Source organism: Paenibacillus sp. J22R98, from assembly GCF_059383835.1.
In genome coordinates this window covers 246,303-265,162 of record NZ_JBXENW010000002.1, presented here as the reverse complement: position 1 = coordinate 265,162, position 18,860 = coordinate 246,303, and the positions used below count along the sequence as shown (strand labels likewise).

12 protein-coding genes are annotated in these 18,860 nt (G+C 51.8%); 3 read left to right on the top strand and 9 right to left on the bottom strand.

What is annotated here, in order from left to right; translation table 11 throughout:
* Positions 1–34: 34 nt before the first annotated feature.
* The 8 genes from AC50Y3_RS06875 to AC50Y3_RS06840 form a co-directional block, all read right to left on the bottom strand.
* On the bottom strand, positions 35–1,087 hold the full coding sequence (locus AC50Y3_RS06875; RefSeq protein WP_494818032.1) for a BMP family lipoprotein: 1,053 nt from the start codon (positions 1,085–1,087) through the stop codon (positions 35–37).
* Positions 1,088–1,381: 294 nt separating this feature from the next.
* On the bottom strand, positions 1,382–1,984 hold the full coding sequence (locus tag AC50Y3_RS06870) for a sigma-70 family RNA polymerase sigma factor (protein WP_494818031.1): 603 nt from the start codon (positions 1,982–1,984) through the stop codon (positions 1,382–1,384).
* A 107-nt stretch (positions 1,985–2,091) separates the two neighbouring features.
* Positions 2,092–4,845 (bottom strand): discoidin domain-containing protein, encoded by a 2,754-nt coding sequence (locus tag AC50Y3_RS06865; RefSeq protein ID WP_494818030.1) that lies wholly within the window; start codon positions 4,843–4,845, stop codon positions 2,092–2,094.
* Positions 4,846–4,855: 10 nt separating this feature from the next.
* Positions 4,856–6,322: an ABC transporter substrate-binding protein gene (locus tag AC50Y3_RS06860; protein ID WP_494818600.1), complete on the bottom strand. Its 1,467-nt coding sequence runs from the start codon at positions 6,320–6,322 to the stop codon at positions 4,856–4,858.
* 130 nt (positions 6,323–6,452) lie between these two features.
* Entirely contained in the window at positions 6,453–7,325 is an 873-nt protein-coding gene (locus AC50Y3_RS06855) for a carbohydrate ABC transporter permease (RefSeq protein ID WP_494818029.1), read from the bottom strand.
* Between the two features lies 1 nt (position 7,326).
* Positions 7,327–8,199: a carbohydrate ABC transporter permease gene (locus tag AC50Y3_RS06850; protein WP_494818028.1), complete on the bottom strand. Its 873-nt coding sequence runs from the start codon at positions 8,197–8,199 to the stop codon at positions 7,327–7,329.
* A 139-nt stretch (positions 8,200–8,338) separates the two neighbouring features.
* Positions 8,339–9,643 carry a response regulator gene (locus AC50Y3_RS06845; RefSeq protein ID WP_494818027.1) on the bottom strand — a complete coding sequence of 435 codons (1,305 nt, stop codon included), beginning with the start codon at positions 9,641–9,643 and terminating at the stop codon, positions 8,339–8,341.
* A 27-nt stretch (positions 9,644–9,670) separates the two neighbouring features.
* The gene (locus AC50Y3_RS06840; RefSeq protein ID WP_494818026.1) at positions 9,671–11,497 is read right to left on the bottom strand and encodes a sensor histidine kinase; all 1,827 of its coding nucleotides are present in this window, start codon (positions 11,495–11,497) and stop codon (positions 9,671–9,673) included.
* Between the two features lie 235 nt (positions 11,498–11,732).
* Here AC50Y3_RS06840 and AC50Y3_RS06835 point away from each other — a divergent pair, with 235 nt between their 5' ends.
* Positions 11,733–12,713 carry an aldo/keto reductase gene (locus AC50Y3_RS06835; protein WP_494818025.1) on the top strand — a complete coding sequence of 327 codons (981 nt, stop codon included), beginning with the start codon at positions 11,733–11,735 and terminating at the stop codon, positions 12,711–12,713.
* A gap of 863 nt (positions 12,714–13,576) precedes the next feature.
* Here AC50Y3_RS06835 and AC50Y3_RS06830 read toward each other — a convergent pair.
* Positions 13,577–15,826, bottom strand: a complete 2,250-nt coding sequence (locus tag AC50Y3_RS06830; protein WP_494818024.1) for a peptidase G2 autoproteolytic cleavage domain-containing protein — start codon at positions 15,824–15,826, stop codon at positions 13,577–13,579.
* Positions 15,827–16,139: 313 nt separating this feature from the next.
* Here AC50Y3_RS06830 and AC50Y3_RS06825 point away from each other — a divergent pair, with 313 nt between their 5' ends.
* Entirely contained in the window at positions 16,140–17,048 is a 909-nt protein-coding gene (locus AC50Y3_RS06825) for an amidoligase family protein (RefSeq protein WP_494818023.1), read from the top strand.
* 159 nt (positions 17,049–17,207) lie between these two features.
* Positions 17,208–18,755, top strand: coding sequence for a stage V sporulation protein B (spoVB, locus tag AC50Y3_RS06820; RefSeq protein ID WP_494818022.1), 1,548 nt, complete (start codon positions 17,208–17,210; stop codon positions 18,753–18,755).
* Positions 18,756–18,860: the final 105 nt, after the last annotated feature.

Genomic DNA, 18,860 nt, shown 5'->3' with positions numbered 1-18,860 from the left:
CCGGCTGTATGTTCATACAGCCGGCAGGGTAACATTATGGGTTCAGCGGGTTCTTAACAACCAGTTTGCCGGATACGATATCATCTTTGATTGCTTTCACTTTATCGACGGTTGCTTGTCCGATAAACGGATTCAGAGGAGATTGGCTGTCTCTTGTTACGTAAGTAAGACCAACGCCATCTTCTTTCAAGCCGTAATCAACTGCGCCGTAAGCAAAGTTACCTTCTGCAAAAGATTTAACCGTTTCATATGCAACTGTGTCAGTCCCTTTCAGCTGAGCAAGGACAACGTGCTCTGGGTCAACGCCAGTGTTGTCGATGTCTTGGCCGGAAGTGTAGAAGCCTTTCTCTTTCGCGGCTTCGAACACGCCAAGGTCGCCTACAGCCGATGCGCCTGCGATGAAGTCAGCGCCTTTGGAGAATTGAAGCAAGGCAAGCTCTTTCGCTTTCGCCGGATCTGTAAATCCGCCTACGTAGTTTACAAGCATTTCTGCATTAGGGTTCGTGTATTTCAAGCCTTGAGCAAAGCCTTCTGTATATTTCTTCAGAAGCGGCGCGTCGATTGCAACGACCATGCCGACTTTATTTGTTTTCGTGGAAAGACCTGCAGCTGCGCCCAAGAGGTACGATGCTTCATACTCACGGAATACAACGCTGCGTACATTCGGAAGGTCTACTACGGTATCGATGATTGCGAATGGCTTATCCGGATTCTCGGCAGCCACTTTCTTCAGTGCATCTTCCGCTTGGAAAGTAGCGGTAATGATCATATCGTAGTTCTCGGCAACGGTCGAACGAAGGTTCTGCTCGAATGCGGCAGGGTCAGTCGATTCGATCGTTTTTACTTCAACATTAAACTCTTTGCCTGCTTTCTTGAAGCCCTCGTCCATTTGTACGAAGAAGGCGTTAACGCCGATTTTCTCTGGAAGAACAAGTGCGACTTTCTTAGTAGGAGCTTGTTCACTTGCATTGCCCGAGTTGCTCGCGTTAGTCGAGTTATCGGCCGTGTTGTTCTCTTTCTTACCGCATGCGACGAACAATGAAGACATTAAAATAAGTACTACAGCAAGCAGAATCCCTTTTTTCATCTGTTTCTCTCCTAGTCTTATGTGTAGTCTCTCTCTAAATTGCTCAAACCCCATCATAAATCGACAATTTTCGCGCAATCTGTATGGATATTATACCGCTATGTACCAGAATTGGCTATCCATAAATACGGCAATCCGATATGTAAATATTACGTAATTCAGGCTCAAACCACCCCATAGTATCCCAGAACTGGAAACTACCTATACAAATCGCTCAAGATCACACCGAAACGGGCTAAACGGCACAAAAAAAAGCGTGTGAATGAGTCGTTCCATTCAAACACGCTTTATCGTTTAGAAGAAGCTAAACAACAGCAGAGAATAGATGAGTAACGTCTTGCCCCAGCGTTTCTTCATAAAATCTTTCCCGCGGTGGATGCGCGACTTCACTGTATTAACCGGTATATTGTTCGCCAGGCCGATATCCTCCATCGACATCTCCAGTACATAACGCTGATAGACAACACTTCTATATTTATCAGGCAGCTTATCGATCAGCTCCGCCATCTTCGACGAAAGCTCGCGTTCGATCACTTCGCCTTCCGGAGAGAGCGAGGCATGCGGAATGACATCATGGAGCGAGAGCGCTTGATCGGACTGGGCTAAGACAGGCTGGTCCAGAGGCAGGGGAGGGGTTTTGCGGCGGCGAAGAAGATCCAAGCAAATGTTCTTCCCAATATGGAAAATCCACGTCGAGAATCGTTTATTCTCATCAAAGCGGTTCAGGTTCAAATACACCTTCAGAAACGTTTCCTGAACGACATCCTCGGTATCCGTCTTGCTGCGAAGTATTCGATGTGCCATACGGGATAGTTTATCCTTGTAGAGCTCGACCAATTTGTTAAAGGCCGTTTCATCGCCTTGCCTCGATAACATCACTAATTGCGCTTCATTCACGGCAATTCTCCTTTGCCACCCGTCATCCGTCTTATCTCTTATTATAACAGGAAAAAGAAGAAACGCATCTGTAAAAGCATGCGTTTTTGTGACGATATCTGACGAAATCACGGTCCATACACTTCAAATTCGGAAATTTGGGCCGCCGGCCAGCCTGTGTTGCCCTCTACGATGAGCCTAACATAACGAATGTTCGCTGCTTCCATCGCAATTTCAACCGTATTCGCATTCGACGGATCGAAGGTGTACGTGCTTAGCGCTTTGATTTCAGTAAAGTGCTCGCCGTCTTCACTGCCTTGCACGGCAATCGTCTGATCGCGTGCTGACCATGCGTCAAGCGGCGGCAGTTTCAATACAATTCGCTTAACTTGTTTCTTCTCGCCGAGATCAACGGACAGCGATTGCGGGAACTTATTCGAGACACTCTCCCAATACGTGAATGGATCGCCGTCTCCGGCCAGCTTCGCGATCAGTTCCGCGTTCGTGTTCGTACTCGTCTGAAGCTCATGCCCCTGAGCCAGATTCTCCAGTACCCTTACCTTCTTGAACGGCGAATCCTTTATCGGGCTTACATCATCTGAAGGAGTAAACGATACATAGGCCGTCATTTTGCCGCCCATGTTGGCAATATAGTCTACCATCAGCCACTCGCCTGATTCAGAAACGGGCAAATCGGCGATCTTCTTGCCGTCTGCCTCATAAGCTGCGGCATGGGCATGTTTCCAGCCTTTCATCGGCCTGATCCGCAGCGTTGTGTCGGAACCGATGGGCTGATAGACACGAATTTCCTTGTCGCCGCGAACCTCGGCCAAATAATGCTCACCCGGATCAAGCTCGTATCCGTTATATCTCGCATAGCTTCCTGCCCGTACTTCTCCGGATACCGAAGCAATATCGAATCCGCCTGCTGTGAGCGTCGTCTGTTCATCCATCGCATAAGGCTTCTGGGTATCCCAGTTCGCCGTCACAATATGAGTCCCGAAATCCGTCCTCGTCGTAGTCGCATCCACCGCATCATAACGCTGTACAAGAGCATCGGCATAATCGGCAAGCACGTACTTCTGGAATACACCGATCAGACTGATCCATGGATTCGTCGTACCGGTATATAAATCGCCGCTTAAGTTGTAACCCATCGCCGCATTCCAGCGAAGCATATCCTTATTGTCCGTCATCGTCTCCGCAGCAAGATCATGCTGATAGAGCAGCACCTTATCGCGCAGCAGCATGCTGGCAAGCGGATAATAGTCGGTATAAGAAGCGGTATTCTTCCTGTACCCAAGCATATCCCACAAGTAGTTCGTTCCCATGAATCCGATGCTGTTATCGGCGAGTACATCAATGCCGTCTTCGGTATACATCCGATGCTTGGAGGAGGCAAAATAATGCTGAACTCCTTCAAAATAAGCGGACCAAGCATCCGTATCCTCAGGCTGCTGCTCGCCTGCTGCGAACGGTGCGTTGCGAATTCCCCATTGATCTTCGAAAATACCATCCACGCCGGCATCGATCAGCTTCTGATGTTCTACTGCAATCCGCTTCGTCACGAAGGGATGATTGAGATTCATCACATAGCCGCTATGCTCGCCGTAGTCTTCCTTAAGCAAGGTGCCATTTTGCTGCTCCACCACGATGTCTTCCAGCTTCACACCTTCCGGCAGTCCCGCTAGTGTAGGAGAATGTACGCCCCACCAAGAAAAGTTCGTATACGGCACAACCTGATTGCCTTTCGCCTTCGCATCTGTAATGAAAGCTTCAAGCGCATCCTCGTCGCCCCACTTCGGATCGGCAGGCAAGAAATCCGGATAGTTCTCATCATGGCCGCCACTCTGGAAGCCAACAAGATGAAGCATTCCGTTGTAAGGCAATTGATCCACATAGCTGCTCGTCAGCGTGCTCCACTTTTCTTTGCCCAAGGCCGAAATATCCAGCTTCAAGAGCGGAAGTTCAGCGGTGTGCGCCTTCGCATTGCCGAGTTTACTACCTAGCGACTGATACTGGCCAATCCCGTTTAGCGTCCGATAGCTCGCAATGGAGTCGGTATAATCTCCGCCGATTTCAAGCACTACCGTTGGACTTTGCCAGCTCGCTCCCGATTCCGTCCACACGTTATATTGATGCACGAATGCGCTCTTGCCTGCATCGTCCGCTTGATTCTTGAATCCAAGTTCTGTCGTCACGACGGGCTTGGCATTCGAGTTCAAATCATACAGTGCCACATTGCCGCCTGCTGTGCGCAGCGCTGTATAGGAAGCGAACATCACACCGGGATATTGCCCTTCATAGGCATTGTTATCCGTGAAGAAAGAAGGCTTCAGCTTCACGCCCGGCAGCATCGGAAGCAGTCCGTCAACCACGGAATCCGCCTCGAATTTCAGCTCGTAAGGAAACCGAAACGACTGCAGCGTGTTATTCGTGCCGTTCTTTACCTCGGCTTGAAGCTGGATGCGATTGCTCTTATCGAAGCTCGCGGTCACATCCACTGCAAGCTTGCCGCCATAATGCAGCAGCAGCTCCGAATGTCCACTCTTCCACTCGTAGTCAAATTTTGCAGCACCTAGACTGTTAATGGAAGAATTATCTTTCAGAAATGCCCACCACAGCGCTCCTTTACGGTTGCCTTGCATCACCTTGCTGCCTGTGCTTCGGTCCTTGATATAGGCGATTCCGCCGGCGTCCCGCTGAAAACCGATTTCATAGCTGTCATTGGCAAGCACGAGCAGGCTGCCGGTTTCCTTGAAGCTTACCGGTTGCGAGGTAAACAGATCTTGTCGGAGGGAGATAAGGGACAGCAGCGCTACCATAAGTAGCGCTGCTGCGAGGAAGATTCTTGTTCGAGATTCCGGTTTCCAGGCCGCCATAGAACGGGACCTATTCAACCTTGATTGTGTTGTAGAACTTTTCTTGCATGTTTTTCGCTGCTGCATCCAGCTCTGCTTTCATGTCGACATCTTTCTTCGAGAAGATTTCTTGCACGACATTGGTCATTGCCGCGTAGTAATCTTGCGTGTTGAACTGTGCTTCCGGTTTACCGTCAAGCAAGCTCATGATTTCCGGGCTGTATTGGTACACGTTGTCGTATTTGTCGTAAACCGCTTTTACCTTCTGACCGTATTCGGAGTTATCGTTGTAGTACTGGATAACCGGCGGAATGAAGAATTTGTTGTCGGTTTTACGTTGTTTGATGCTTTCTTCCACGGACTCCAAGCCTTTATCGGAGAAGTAGTCGAAGGTTGCGTAGTTGAACGCCATTTCTTGCTCTTCTTTGGAAGCATTCGGGTTGATAACAAGGAAGTCGCCGCCGAGTACGCCTGTGTGCTTGCCGCCTTTTTCCGCTGCAGGCATCGGGTACACGAGGATGTCTTCCGGCTTCATGCCGCCTTGGTTCAAGCCTTGGTCAACCGGACCGTCCGGACCCGCAATAACCATAGCTGTTCTGCCTTGTGCGAATGCACCTACCGCATCGCCCCAGCCAAGTGCGAAGTCCTTCGGAATTGCGCTGGCTTCCCATGCAAGCTTGTGGTAGAACTCAAGCGCTTTAAGACCTGCTTCGGAGTTGAAGGCTGCCGTTACTTTGCCGCCGTCAACCGTTTGAATTTCACCGCCTGCTTCGAACAGGAAGTTGGTCCAGTTCCAGCCTGCTTCATTACCTTTACCCATTGGAGCGATACCGGAAATCCCTTTCTTCGGCTCGGCAACCGCTTTCGCCGTATTCAGCATGTCGTCCCAAGTCCAGTCGAAGGATGGAACAGCAACGCCTTTGTCCGTCAGCATTTTCTTATTCACGACTGTGCCGGTTACATAACCTTGCTGCGCAATACCGTACACTTTGTCGCCGATAATGAATTGATTTTGCAGAATCGGGTTCATTTGATCTTTGAACTCATAGTTGTTGAACAGCTCTGTGATATCTGCTGCCCAGCCGCGCTCGGCAAGGAATTTACCTTCTGTAGCGTAAGTATTGAACAGTGTAGGCGCTTCGTTCGCACCCATTTTGATCCCGATTTCGTTCGGGTTGTACTGCCATTCGCTCTTCACGATCTCAACGTTTGGATATTTCTCTGTGAAACGTTTGATTTTGTCGTCTTCAAGCGCTCTCTTCTCCACCAAATCCGGTGTTGGATAGTAGATGCTGATCGTTACTTTAGCAGCAGGTGTTTCTTCCGCAGCTGTGTTATCGCCCGAGTTAGCCGCCGTATTCGTGCTGGTATTCGATGAGGCCGCATTGTTCGTCTTTCCGCTGTTCTCGCTGGTGTTGTTGTCGTTCGAGCTTCCGCATGCCGACAGGACGCCTGTCATTAGAAACATGCTCGCCAGAATGAATGAAACCTTACGCATCTTACGCATATTATATCCCCTTCTCACGTTTATTTACCTTACACGCTCATCATAATAGAGGCGCCGAGAAAGCAGAATGTGTATTCCTATGTCGATCATGTGCAGGTCTACGATTACGATGTAATCCTTTCTATCCTTTGACGCCGCCCATATGCAGCCCGCGAATGATAAACCGTTGGAAAATCAGGAACACGGCAATCGGCGGCAGCATGACCATGGTCAGCATCGCAAATTTCACGTTCGTATCCAGCCTGCGCACGTTAATGACGTAATTATAGATCGCCGTAGCGAGCGGGCGTTTCTGGTCGGTATGCATCACGAGCGATGGCCAGAACCAGTCGTTCCATGCCGTGGAGAAGACGAAGATCGCAAGTGTCGAGAAGATCGGCACCGACAGCGGAATCGCAATCGATACGAACAATCTGAAATCCGATGCCCCGTCGATGCGGCCCGCTTCGAACAGCTCATGGCTGATGCCATCGAAGAAGTTCTTGAGCAGCAGCAGGAAGAAGGCGTTCGCTCCGGCCGGCAGCCAGAACGCTTGGAACGTATTAAGCAGTCCCAAATCCTTCAGGTTGACGAAGTTTGGGATGATGTACGTCGTTGGCGGGATGAACAGTGCCGCCAGGAAGAAGAAGTTAATCGCCCGATTGTACGGGATATTGAGCCGCGACAAGCTAAAGGAAGCCAAGCCGAGCACAAGAACCGTAACAAACATATTGCCGCCAAAAATAATCATCGTATTCCGGAAGAAGAGCGGCAGCTTAATATAGTTCCACCCTTTGGAGTACGTATCCGCCTGCCAGGTCTGAGGAATAAAATGCGGCGGGAACGAGTTGACCTCCACATTGGATTTAAAGCTGTTCAGCAGCGTAACTAATATCGGATAAAGCATCGAGCAGACCATCGCTGCGATGACGAGCAGCATGAGGCCATAAACCAGCTTATTGGATGTTTTCTGCAAATCATAACGGGATAGTATACCGCGGTCATAGCTCTTCATCTTAGTTCACCTCTCTGCTGGAAAGTCGGTGCTGAAGGACGGCAAGTCCGCCGAGCACGAGGAACATGAGCACACCAAGCGCGGATGCCGCACCGTAATCAAGCCTCGTAAAGGCGTATTTGACGATGAGCAGCGCATAGGTCAGCGTGGCATTGTTCGGTCCGCCGTCAAGCATAGCGAACTGCGACTGGAAGCCTTGAGAGGTGGCGATAAGCTGCAAAATAAGCAGGAGTACAACCAGGTTGCGAATAAAAGGCAGCGTAATATGCCGAATTCGGTTCCATACGCCGGCGCCGTCAATCTCTGCCGCCTCGTACAGATCACGCGGAATACTCAGCACCGCTGCAAGATAAATCAGCATCGCAGCACCGAATTGCTGCCACGTTTCCATAAAGACGAGTGAAATCATCGACCATTTCGTATCGGTCATGAAGGAAATCGGCTCAAAGCCGGCTTGCGTAATGGTCGCGTTGATCGGACCTACAGGATCGTACATCCAGCGCCATAGCCCGTACAAAACCACGACCGGGATGACGTTCGGCAAATACGCCGCAACGCGCACGAAACCCTGGAACCGCTTCAGCTCTGAAATCGCAATCGAGAACACGATCGGTACCCAGAAGCCGATCAATAGGCAGAGCATCATATAATACAGCGTGTTCTTCACCGCTGTCCATACATCTTGATCATGCAGCACGGTCCGGAAATTATCGAAGCCGACAAACGTATTGCCTTTGACGAAATCGACCTGATAGAAGCTGTACACAAATCCTTTCACGATCGGCATCCATAAGAACAGAATGAAGATGACAGCTGCCGGTACGACGAACAAATAACCCCAAATATGTTTTTTAAACCGCGCGGACGTTCCCATATGGTCCCCTCTTTCATGTTGTAGCCTTGAAGAAACGGCTGCTTCGCTTGGAAGCACGCCGTTTCTACTTGCCTACTTTTATTCTAGAGAAGCGGGTGATGGCTGAACATGTGCAGTTCTATGGGGATTATAGGCGATATTACTTCTTCAGCTCCGTTGGGCTTACGCCGAAATATTTTTTGAAAATTTTACTGAAATGCTCCGGCGATTCATAGCCCACTCGCTCCGCAATCTCGTACCTGCGAAGATCCGTCGTGAGGATCAGCTTCCGGCTCTCTTCCATGCGCAGCTTGATGACATATTCCCATAAATTATGGCCGGTGTTCTTCTTGAACAGATAGCTGAGGTAATTCGGGCTGACATGGTTCTTCTGCGCCACCTCATGTAACGTAAGCCCCTTCTGGGCGTAGTGTTCATCGATATAGTTCTTCGCTTTCTCGACGATGATGTTGTTCTGCGCATCCAGCTCCTCAACCGTCGGATCCTGCTTCGCGTCATAACGGCTCCAGTTGAAGTCGCCATAATAGAAGACGCTCAGCTCCTTCTGGTCGCGGTTCCACCTGATCGCCTTCTCCGCCTGTTCACCGAGCTCGTTTAAGAATTGAAGGCCTCTTAGCACTTGGCTGATGCCGATGACGCAGCTCATGCCAAGATACTTCGTAATGTTGAACTGCAAACTGCGGCCCAGCATGTCAAGCTGGTTGATCCGCGATGTGCCGCTATCCTCGAACCGCTTATCGTCCCACTGAATAATGATGCTGACCTCATCCTCCGGCGAATAGAAGGCGACCGGATTCCATGCTTGATCGAGCAGCTCCATCGCAATATTGAGCGCCGCATATTGCAGCAGCTCCGAGGAGCGGCTTAGCTTCACGCGCAGCACGGAGAAATACGGCCCCGTGAGAACGGTGGCATGTTCGTACTTCAACAGCACTGCGGTTGCGAGCGCCTCGGACTCCGTCGTATCGGTGAGCAGTTTGTTCAGCAGCGCCATTCTTTGGGGCGAAGGCTGCTCCATGTGGAACTGCTCGCGAAAGCCTGCCAGCAGCTCATCCTGCGATGGGCTTGTTTTGTTCGTGTTGAGCAGCACGTTGCGCACCGAATCGAGGAACTGGTCGCTGTTCAGCGGTTTAATGAGGTAATCCTTCGCACCTAGCCGAATGGCCAGCTGTGCATATTGGAACGTCTCATGGGCGGAGATGATGATCGTCTGCACCCAGGGCTTGATCATTTTGGCTTGATGCATCAGTTCGATGCCGTTCATTTCGCCCATCTGAATATCGGTCACGAGCAAATCAATGTCTTCCAGCCTCAAATAATCCATCGCTTCGTAGCCGTTATGCGCGACGTACAGCTGGGATATGGCCAGACCTGATGACATGAGCAGACTGCTCAGTCCTTTACAAATTAACGGTTCGTCGTCTACAACCAATATGGAATACATCTCGTGCGATTCCCTCCTTGCTCTTGCTTATATCGTCGGACCCGCGGCCGCTTCGCCGCTTTCGTCATGGCTGCGCGGCAGTATAATGACAACGCGCGTTCCCCGTTCTTCCCGCTCCTCATAACTAATCCCGAAGCTTTTGCCAAAATGAAGCCGAATGCGCTGATCCAAGTTCCGGATGCCGTATCCGATGGCCGGATCGCCCTTCTCTTCGTTCAGCAGCCTGTGAATGGCTTCGAAATCGACCTTCTTGTAGCCGTTATCCTCGACGCGGATAATGATTTTGTCAGGTTCCAGAAGCGCGCCCGTTATAATAATTTCGCCGTCTTCGCCCATGTTGCGGACGCCGTGAATGATGGAATTCTCGATTAGCGGCTGCAAGGTGATTTTCGGAATCAGGTTGTGCAGCAGCTCATCCGGAATGTTCCAGATGACGTTAAAGGTATATTCATAGCGCTTCTGCTGCAGCTTGATGTACGCCTTGGCATGCTCCATCTCGTCTTCGAGCGAGATGAGCTCCCGACCGCGGCTTAAGCTGATCTTCATCAGCTTGGACAGCTCCTTGATCATTTCCGCGGATTCGGAATTGCCTTCCAGCGTGCTTTTCCAATAAATACTCTCAAGCGTGTTGTACAGGAGATGCGGATTGATCTGTTGATATAACAGCTGGAGCTGTGACTCCTTCTCCTTGATTTCCATCTGGTACTTGTAATGAATCAGCACATTCAGCCGCCGCGCCATGTCATATAAGGAAGAGATGAGTACGCCCACTTCGTCTTTACGCCCTTTGCCCGGTGTCTCCGGCACCCGCCTGCCCGGCTCGTAGGAGCGGACGAAATACGCCAGTCGCTGAAGCGGTGTCATAAGCGAGCGCCAGAAATATAGGATGACGATGATGCCGAAGATGGTGTACACGATTGAAATGAGCTGGATGACGCGTTTGAGTTCATTTTGCTGCTGGAGCAGGGAATTGACAGGGATCTTATAAACCAGCTTCTGCTGCAGCAGATGATTGTCGTTAATGACGTAGATAAATTCCGGCGTGATGATGTTGCTCATGCCATCCGCTTCATCGAGTTTGATTCCCGCCGCTTCAGGCGGAAGCTGCAAGGTCGTGCCAATCATGCCCGGCGTGGTCGCCGTCAGCACCCGATTCGCGGAATCGGTAAAATAGATCTCGCCGTCGGGCAGCGTCACACTCTGAAACGACTCTCCAATCTTCTTATCCATCTTTGTTGCGACCAATACGCCGATAACGCCGTGTCCGTTTGAGATGTTGTTCACGGAACGCACGTAAGCCAACGTTGTCTGCGTGGAGAAGCCGATGTTGTTGCGAATCAGCTTCATATAGCCTTCGCCTTTCTTCTTCACGGCCTCGTCAAACCATTCCGGCTTGTCGCGATCGGAGAAGAAATACACCCCTGTCTGCGTCATGGGGATTTTGGGTGCAAAATAGTAGTAGTCCTCCGGGTCGTAAACATAGAGGCTGTAATAGACCGCTTCGCCGCCATTCACGCTGATCGAGTAGCCGGCGATAAGCTTATCGAGCTTCGAATACTCCTGTACCCGTTCGAACACGGTCTCCCCCGGTGCCGGGACGAGCTGCTGGGTGAGCGGATTTTGAATGATCGTCGTGGTGATTTTATTGACGGTATCGATATCGCGGCTCAAGAGGGCCATGTTTTGTTTGTTGAGCTCCACATAGGCATTGGTCACATGGCGTTTCAGAATAAGCTCCGCCCTCGTGTTCCCATACCACTGCAGCAGTAGAATCGGACTGACCATGATAATAAAAAGTAAAATAATTTGCTGTCTCACGTTCATCCGTGTGAGCGGGTTCGTCATATGGGCCATCGGAACAGTCTCTCCTTCTCGCGTTACTGGTACTATACCAAGTTGCGCCGCGCGCGCGTATGGCTATTCTTATGGATGTTAGGTGCAGATCTATCGAGATTACCGCTATACTTTTGATTACTATATATACCTTGTATCATTACGTATCAATATTTTCACTACTTTTATTTTGCATGTAGCTGCATCATAATGAAACAGGAGCTTGACCATTCCATATGAAATTTTGGAGGAACCTATGACACAGAAACTTATTCCGCTACAACGCCGTAATATAAACGCCAGCCAGCTCGTTCTCGGATGCATGAGACTTGGAGGCGACTGGAACGCCAACAGCCCGATTACCGCCGAGCATTACCGCGAAGGCAACGAAGCGCTCGATGCGGCACTTGAGATTGGTATCAACATGTTCGACCATGCCGATATTTATACCTCCGGCAAAGCGGAGCGCGTTTTCTCGCAGCTGCTGAAGGAACGCCCGATGCTTCGCGAGGAGATCATCATTCAATCCAAGTGCGGCATTCGCTTCGGCGATGAGAGCAATCCGCATCGTTTTGATTTCTCGGCGGATTATATTTTGGACAGTGTGGATGGTATCTTGGAGCGCTTGGGCACGGAATATCTCGATATTCTGCTGCTGCACCGCCCTGATCCGCTTGTAGAGCCGGAAGATGTAGCTAGTGCGATCCATGCGCTGAAAGCATCCGGCAAAGTTCGCCACTTCGGCGTGTCCAACATGAGTCACGGCCAAATTCGTCTGCTGCAAGCTTACAGCGACGAGCCGTTCATCGTAAACCAGCTCGAAATGAGCCTGCACAAAATCGGCTTCTGCGACACCGCCGTCAGCGTGAACCAAGAAGCTTGGCGCAACAATGTGTTCCCGGAAGGCACCATGGAGCATTGCCGCCTGGAGAACATTCAGCTGCAATCGTGGGGACCGCTTGCGCAAGGCCGCTACTCCGGCGGCTCCTTGGAAGGCCAAAGCGAAAGCGTAGTGCAAACTGCCGCGCTCGTGGCTCAGCTTGCCGAGAAGCATAACACGACCAAAGAATCGATCGTCCTTGCTTGGCTGATGACGCACCCATCCGGCATCCAACCGGTCATCGGCACCATCAACCCGCAGCGCATCCGCGCCTGCAAAGACGCTGCCACCCTTCGCCTCTCGCGCGAAGACTGGTATCGCCTGTACGTCGCTTCGCGCGGCGTGAATTTGCCTTAAGTGAATGAGCCCGAGAGAACCGGCGCGCACGCAATTGCGCTGCCGGATCTTATCGGGCTTTTTTTTTGTGTTGGAGGAGTTTCCGAGGAGGGGGCTAAGAGTGGGATAGGCGCTTTTGGCGAGATAGCTGGGCGGTATAGCGCCACCTTTGGTGGGTTTGCGGAACTGTAAGCGAAATAGCCGCTTAAGACGGTGAACATCGGTTAGTTTGGTCGCTGTAAGCGGAATAGCCGCTTACGGCGAGATTTATGGGCGGTATGTCGCCACCTTTGGTAGGTTTGCGGAACTGTAAGCGAAATAGCCGCTTATGTTGGTGAACATCGGTTAGTTTGGTCGCTGTTAGCGGAATAGCCGCTTACGGCGAGATTTATGGGCGGTATGGTGCCACCTTTGGTGGATTTGCGGAACTGTAAGCGGAATAGTCGCTTATGTTGGTGAACATCGATTAGTTTGGTCGCTGTTAGCGGAATAGCCGCTTACGGCGAGATTTATGGGCGGTATGGTGCCACCTTTGGTGGATTTGCGGAACTGTAAGCAGAATAGTCGCTTATGTTGGTGAACATCGATTAGTTTGGTCGCTGTTAGCGGAATAGCCGCTTACGGCGAGATTTATGGGCGGTATGGTGCCACTTTAGGTGGGTTTGCCTACTCTCAGAGCGCTGTAACGCCTGTTTAGTTATGTTCTCAGAGCTGAGAGTTCAGTTTCCGAACTCTCAGCTCTCTTTTTGGCGATTTGCGTTGCTGGGAGTTCGATTTCCCGACTCTCAGCGCCCCGCAAGCTGGGTTCGCCATGGCTCATAACGACAAAAAGCCCTGCCACAATTCAAGTAGCAGGACTTTCTACAAGCTGCAGCTCCTTAACCTTACTTCACAAATATCCGCACCTGATTCGGCCCAGTCCGCTTCATGACGCGATAACCCGCAGCAGCTGAAGTTGCTATCCCTTCATCATTAGGCATGCAGTAGCCCCCTGGCACACAAGTGCCATCATCCCGAACGAGCAGCTTGCCGACCACGCCGACAGCCACCCACTCCGGACGCTGCGAACGCGGCACATAGTCAAACGCCTCGTTCCAATCCGGGTTTAGCATAGGCTCTGTCTTGATACCGGCAGGTCTCAGTACGTTGCCCGCACTATCAAGCATTTCGGGCACATCCACCTCATGGTACTGGATGCGGTCCCATTCGTCCGTAACGAACAGCTTGTGCCAGCGCAAATCGCTGGAATCCGCTAGGACGGCAGGACGAGAGCTGACAACGCCGAGGATGTAACTATCTGAGGCCGTTGCTCGGCGGATTTTATCACAGTCCTGATCATCAAGCGTGACAAAATATCCAACATCGATACCAAGCCCATCTGCCGTTTCGAACATCTCGGCATAATCGGCAGCGTTCGGTGAGCTGACTGTGCCATCAAGGTACAAATTGCCGGTCAGTCCTTCAATAACGGCCGAGTTCAAGGTTGGCCCCACCACGAGTCCATTAGCCAAGTGCCAAGAAAACGGAAATCTAGTAGTCCCATTCTGCCCCATAATGTGAGCGCCAACATGAGACATATCGACAACCGTATTTAAACCTTCTGCATGGGATATCGCAGCGAACGTTTTCGTAGAGGAGCCTTCCGCGTGTGAAGCTTGCCCACCTGCAAGCGTATCGGCTCCTTCTGCATGAGAATAAGGACCATTCGCGCTGGTACCGATTCCTTCTGCGTGAGAGAACGGCCCGCTCGCACTGGTATTTGCCCCTTCCGCATGTGTGCCGGGACCGCTCGAAGTCGTTTGAAAACCTTCTGCATGCGCGGCCGTTCCGCTGGCCATGGTCGTTTGACCCTCTGCGTGTGAAAAAGCAGCCATGGCCCTTGGCCCAGGCGCAACGGTAAAATCATTCGTTCCGCCTTCCGCATGGGCAGCGAATCCCGTCGCCATCGTACCTACGCCTTCTGCATGAGAGCTGTCACCCGAAGCAACATTTGGAGCAAAATTACCGAGTGAATCCACGGCGCCGCCTTCTGCATGGGAAGCTCTTCCGCTTGCTGTGTTACTCTCTCCCTCGGCATGAGAAGCCTGACCGCTGGCTATAGAATCCGCGCCTTCGGCATGCGCATAAACTCCGCTCGCATTTGTTCCTATGCCTTCTGCATGGGAGAAACTCCCTCCGGCATTCGTATTGGCACCTTCCGCATGCGCACTGGGTCCGCTTGCGGTAGTTTGGAAACCCTCCGAATGAGCGGCCGTTCCGCTGGCGACAGTGGTTTGTCCCTCCGCATGGGCAAAGGCAGCTGTCGCACGAGGGCCGGGAGCTATCGTAACATCTACCGTTCCGCCTTCGGCATGGGAGCCGGCTCCACTTGCCTCCGTTCCGATCCCTTCAGCGTGAGACGACGAGCCCATTGCTTGGTTAGGCGAAGGATTGCCGAGTAGATCCACGCCTCCGCCTTCCACGTGGGAAGCCCGGCCGCTTGCCGTATTTCCTTCCCCTTCCGCATGCGAATTCAAAGCAAGCGCCTGCGTATTGCTGCCCTCCGCGTGAGCTGCACCGCCTCCGGCTATGGTCTGAGACCCTTCTGCATGAGCTGCAGCCGCAGCCGTTAAGGTCTGATAGCCTTCCGCATGGGATGCATCTCCATTGGTTGTGGATTGATAGCCCTCCGCATGCGAGGTATCCGCGTTGGCTGTCGTTTGAAAGCCTTCCGTATGGGATGCATCTCCATTAGAAGTAGTTTGCCTGCCTCCGGCATAGGATGCAGAACCGTTGGATACGGATGAAATACCCTCCGCATGCGAAGCAAGTCCATTGGATACACTCAGATAACCTTCTGCATGGGAAGCTGCACCATTGGCAATAGATGAACTCCCTTCCGCGTGGGAGGCTACTCCGCTCGCAAAAGTAGCCGTTCCTTCCGCATGGGCTGTATCCGCCACCGTTTGCGTCTGATAGCCTTCCGCATGGGAAGCTCCTCCCCCTGCCGTCGTCCCGCTTCCTTCCGAATGTGAAGCATCGCCGTTTGCGGTTGTTTGATACCCTTCAGCGTGGGAAGCCATCCCGTTCGCGGTTGTATCACGACCTTCCGCCTCTGAGCATTCACCGACTGGATTTTGATTGCAATCCGCCATCGCATTCACTCCTATTCCATAGAAAATAATAGCCTGACATCGAGATGGATAAGCTCCTCTCATCTATTAATCTATGTGGAATGCGCCAACTAGCTTGGACAATTACACGATTCGGGACAGCCCCGGTGTACGCTCTTCTAGGTAAAAGGAATGGATCGCCGCCAGCGCGAATACTGTAGCGATATCCAAATTCATCAGGAGGCGAGCTCGCGATGCCTAAACTGAAAATCCCCCGGTAAGCCCGAGGTCCACCTCTTCCCTTTTGGAAGTATGAGCAAGTAAGACTCATCATACAAACGAGAGGAAGATCGCAATGTGGCCCAAAACAGTAGATTGGAAACAACTTAAGTTCGGCGTTGAAATAGAGTTTATAGGCGGTAAACCTGCAGAGCTTGCGCTGCTGCCCGGATGGGTAATGTCGTTGGATGAGCATCAATTAGATGAAACCGGCATCGAGTCCGGCAGTGAGCTGAAGCCCCCTCCAATGCTGTGGGAGGAGCGGGATCAGATTCGCATCATGCTGAGCCGGCTTCAAGCACAGGGGGCTACGGCCAATTGGAGCTGCGGACTTCATGTGCATGTCGGTATCGAAGCATGGGGAGAACAAATGGTGCTCCCACTCCTTGATGCGGCACTAACCTATCAGGAAACGCTGAAGGCCTTGCTGCAAACGAGCGAGCATCGCTTGCTCTTCTGCCCTCCGGTAACGACAGCTATGCGTGAGCGATTCGCGGTAGATCCATCCGCCCATGCCGTACACAACTCTGGCCGTCCGCAGTCTCACCGCTGCGGCATCAATGTAGCCTCTTGGTTCGATATCGGAACGGTAGAGATTCGTTATGCCAATGGCAGTGTGCAGGTTGACGAAGTGCTGCACACGATTGAGCTATGCCTTCGATTCGTTGCCGCAATCGGAGCGGGTACGGAGCTGCCGCTTGAACAACCGCAATTCGCCCTTGCCCTCCATGCACCGGTAAATGGTTATCCCGCTTCGATTCCCGTGCCTCGTTGGTATCAGGAACGAATCTGGCTGGAGAATATGCTCATTCCTATCCTAGAGCCGGTTGCCCAGCAGCTTGTGCCGGGTGGTGAAATTCACAACATACTGCCGGTATCAGAAGGGCTGTTGGTGGTCATTGAGAACCCTGATGGCCGCCTGCAGCAGTACATCACGGATGCCCCTGCCGATGGCTGGCAGCTAAAACGCAAGCTGACAGACTAGAACCAGAATAATAAGCAAATGAAGCTAGCCGCGATAACCGCGGCCAGCTTCTTTTCGCGTTCGCGATTGTTCCGAAAAGTAGTACAGCCACCAGCTCGTTCGCATGCTTTTCCGAATGATGAATACATTTAAGTATTCGAGGATCAGGAGGAACGAAACATGGCACAAAAGAAGGAATCGTTCATGAGAGGGACGATGACCTTATCTGTCGCTGCTTTCATCAACCGAATTCTTGGCTTTATCAGCGGCATGTATGTCGCTCGCGCACTGGGAGCGGAAGGAATTGGCTTATTAATGATGGCACACCCTCTCGTGCCTCTTGTCATTACGATCACAGAGCTCGGCTTACCTGTTGCGATATCGAAGCTGGTTGCAGAAGCCTATGCGCGAGATGAGAAAGTGAAGGTCAGGCGAATCCTGCATGTTTCACTGGCTGTAACCGGCTTCTTAAGCTTAGCGCTGACGACCCTTTCCCTGCTCGGCTCCCACTGGATCGCATCCATTCTGCTGAGTGACCAGCGCGCCTATTATGCGATGCTCGCCATTACGCCGATCGCGCCGATTGTTGCCGTGTCTGCTGTGCTGAAGGGCTATTTTCGCGGCATTCAGCGCATGAAGGTCATCGCCGCTTCGGATGTGCTCGAGTATTCGGTACAGATTGCTTGCGTGCTCGCAATGGTACATTTGCTGCTGCCCTATGGAGTAGCCTACGCTGCTGCAGGCGCGATGGCCGCCTCAGTCATAAGCGAAGCATTCAGCCTCTCATTCCTCGTCATTAGTTATAAGCTGCGCGGCGAAGCCAAACTGCCGGGCGAGACGTGGACCGGCCATCTCAAGCACGGCAGAAAAACGCTCTCAGAGCTGCTGCAAATCGGCCTGCCGACAACCGGGCAAGGCGTAGTGCAATCGATATATAGTGCATTCCAGCCTTTGCTCATTGCAACCAGCCTCGCGCTTGCCGGCATAAGTACAGTACTAGCCACGAAGCAGTTCGGGATGTTGGCCGGTTACGCCTTCCCGCTGCTCTACATGCCAAGCTTTATTACGCAATCCTTGTCCACCGCGCTCATACCGGCGATTGGGGAAGCGGCTGCGAATAAAAATGATCGCCTTATGCATGAACGGATGAATCAAGCGCTGAATTTAGGACTGCTGATCGGTGCACCCGCTACCGTCATCTTGTTCGAGTGGGCAACTCCGCTGACGAAGCTTGTGTATGGCGCACCTGATGCGGGATTGCTGCTCAAAATTTTAGCGCCGATGTTTTTCCTCCATTACTTCGACGCTCCTCTGCATGCGATTCTGCTCGGACTCGGTCGCGCCAATGCTACGCTTTGGAACTACGTCGTGTCCACCGCGTTCAAAGCGATCGCGATATTCGTGTTTGGCAGCCAATTCGGCATTGTCGGCGTCACCTTCGGCATCGGAATCGGAATCGTCATGCAAACCCTGCTAAACTTCTTCTCGATATCGGGCTCAATCGGCATCTACATGAATATTCAACCTTACCTAAAAGTTGGCATCTGTATGCTGCTGATGGGAATTTGCGGTCGCTGGTCCTTTGACTATCTAACCGTCGTCCAAGGGTTGCCGCTCCTCTGGAGTTCCGTCGGTTCCATCATCTGCGCGCTGTTGATCTACTTCGCTGCGCTCCTATCCATGGATGCTTTGCTAAAAGCAAGCCGATCGATCGTGATACCGCGATAAGGCTCATCCATCAAACCAATTCTACCCAAACGCTGCACCCGCACCAAAAAAGCCGCCTCAACCGTTGCGCCAAGCAACCTGTTGAGACGGCTTTCATTTATCCCC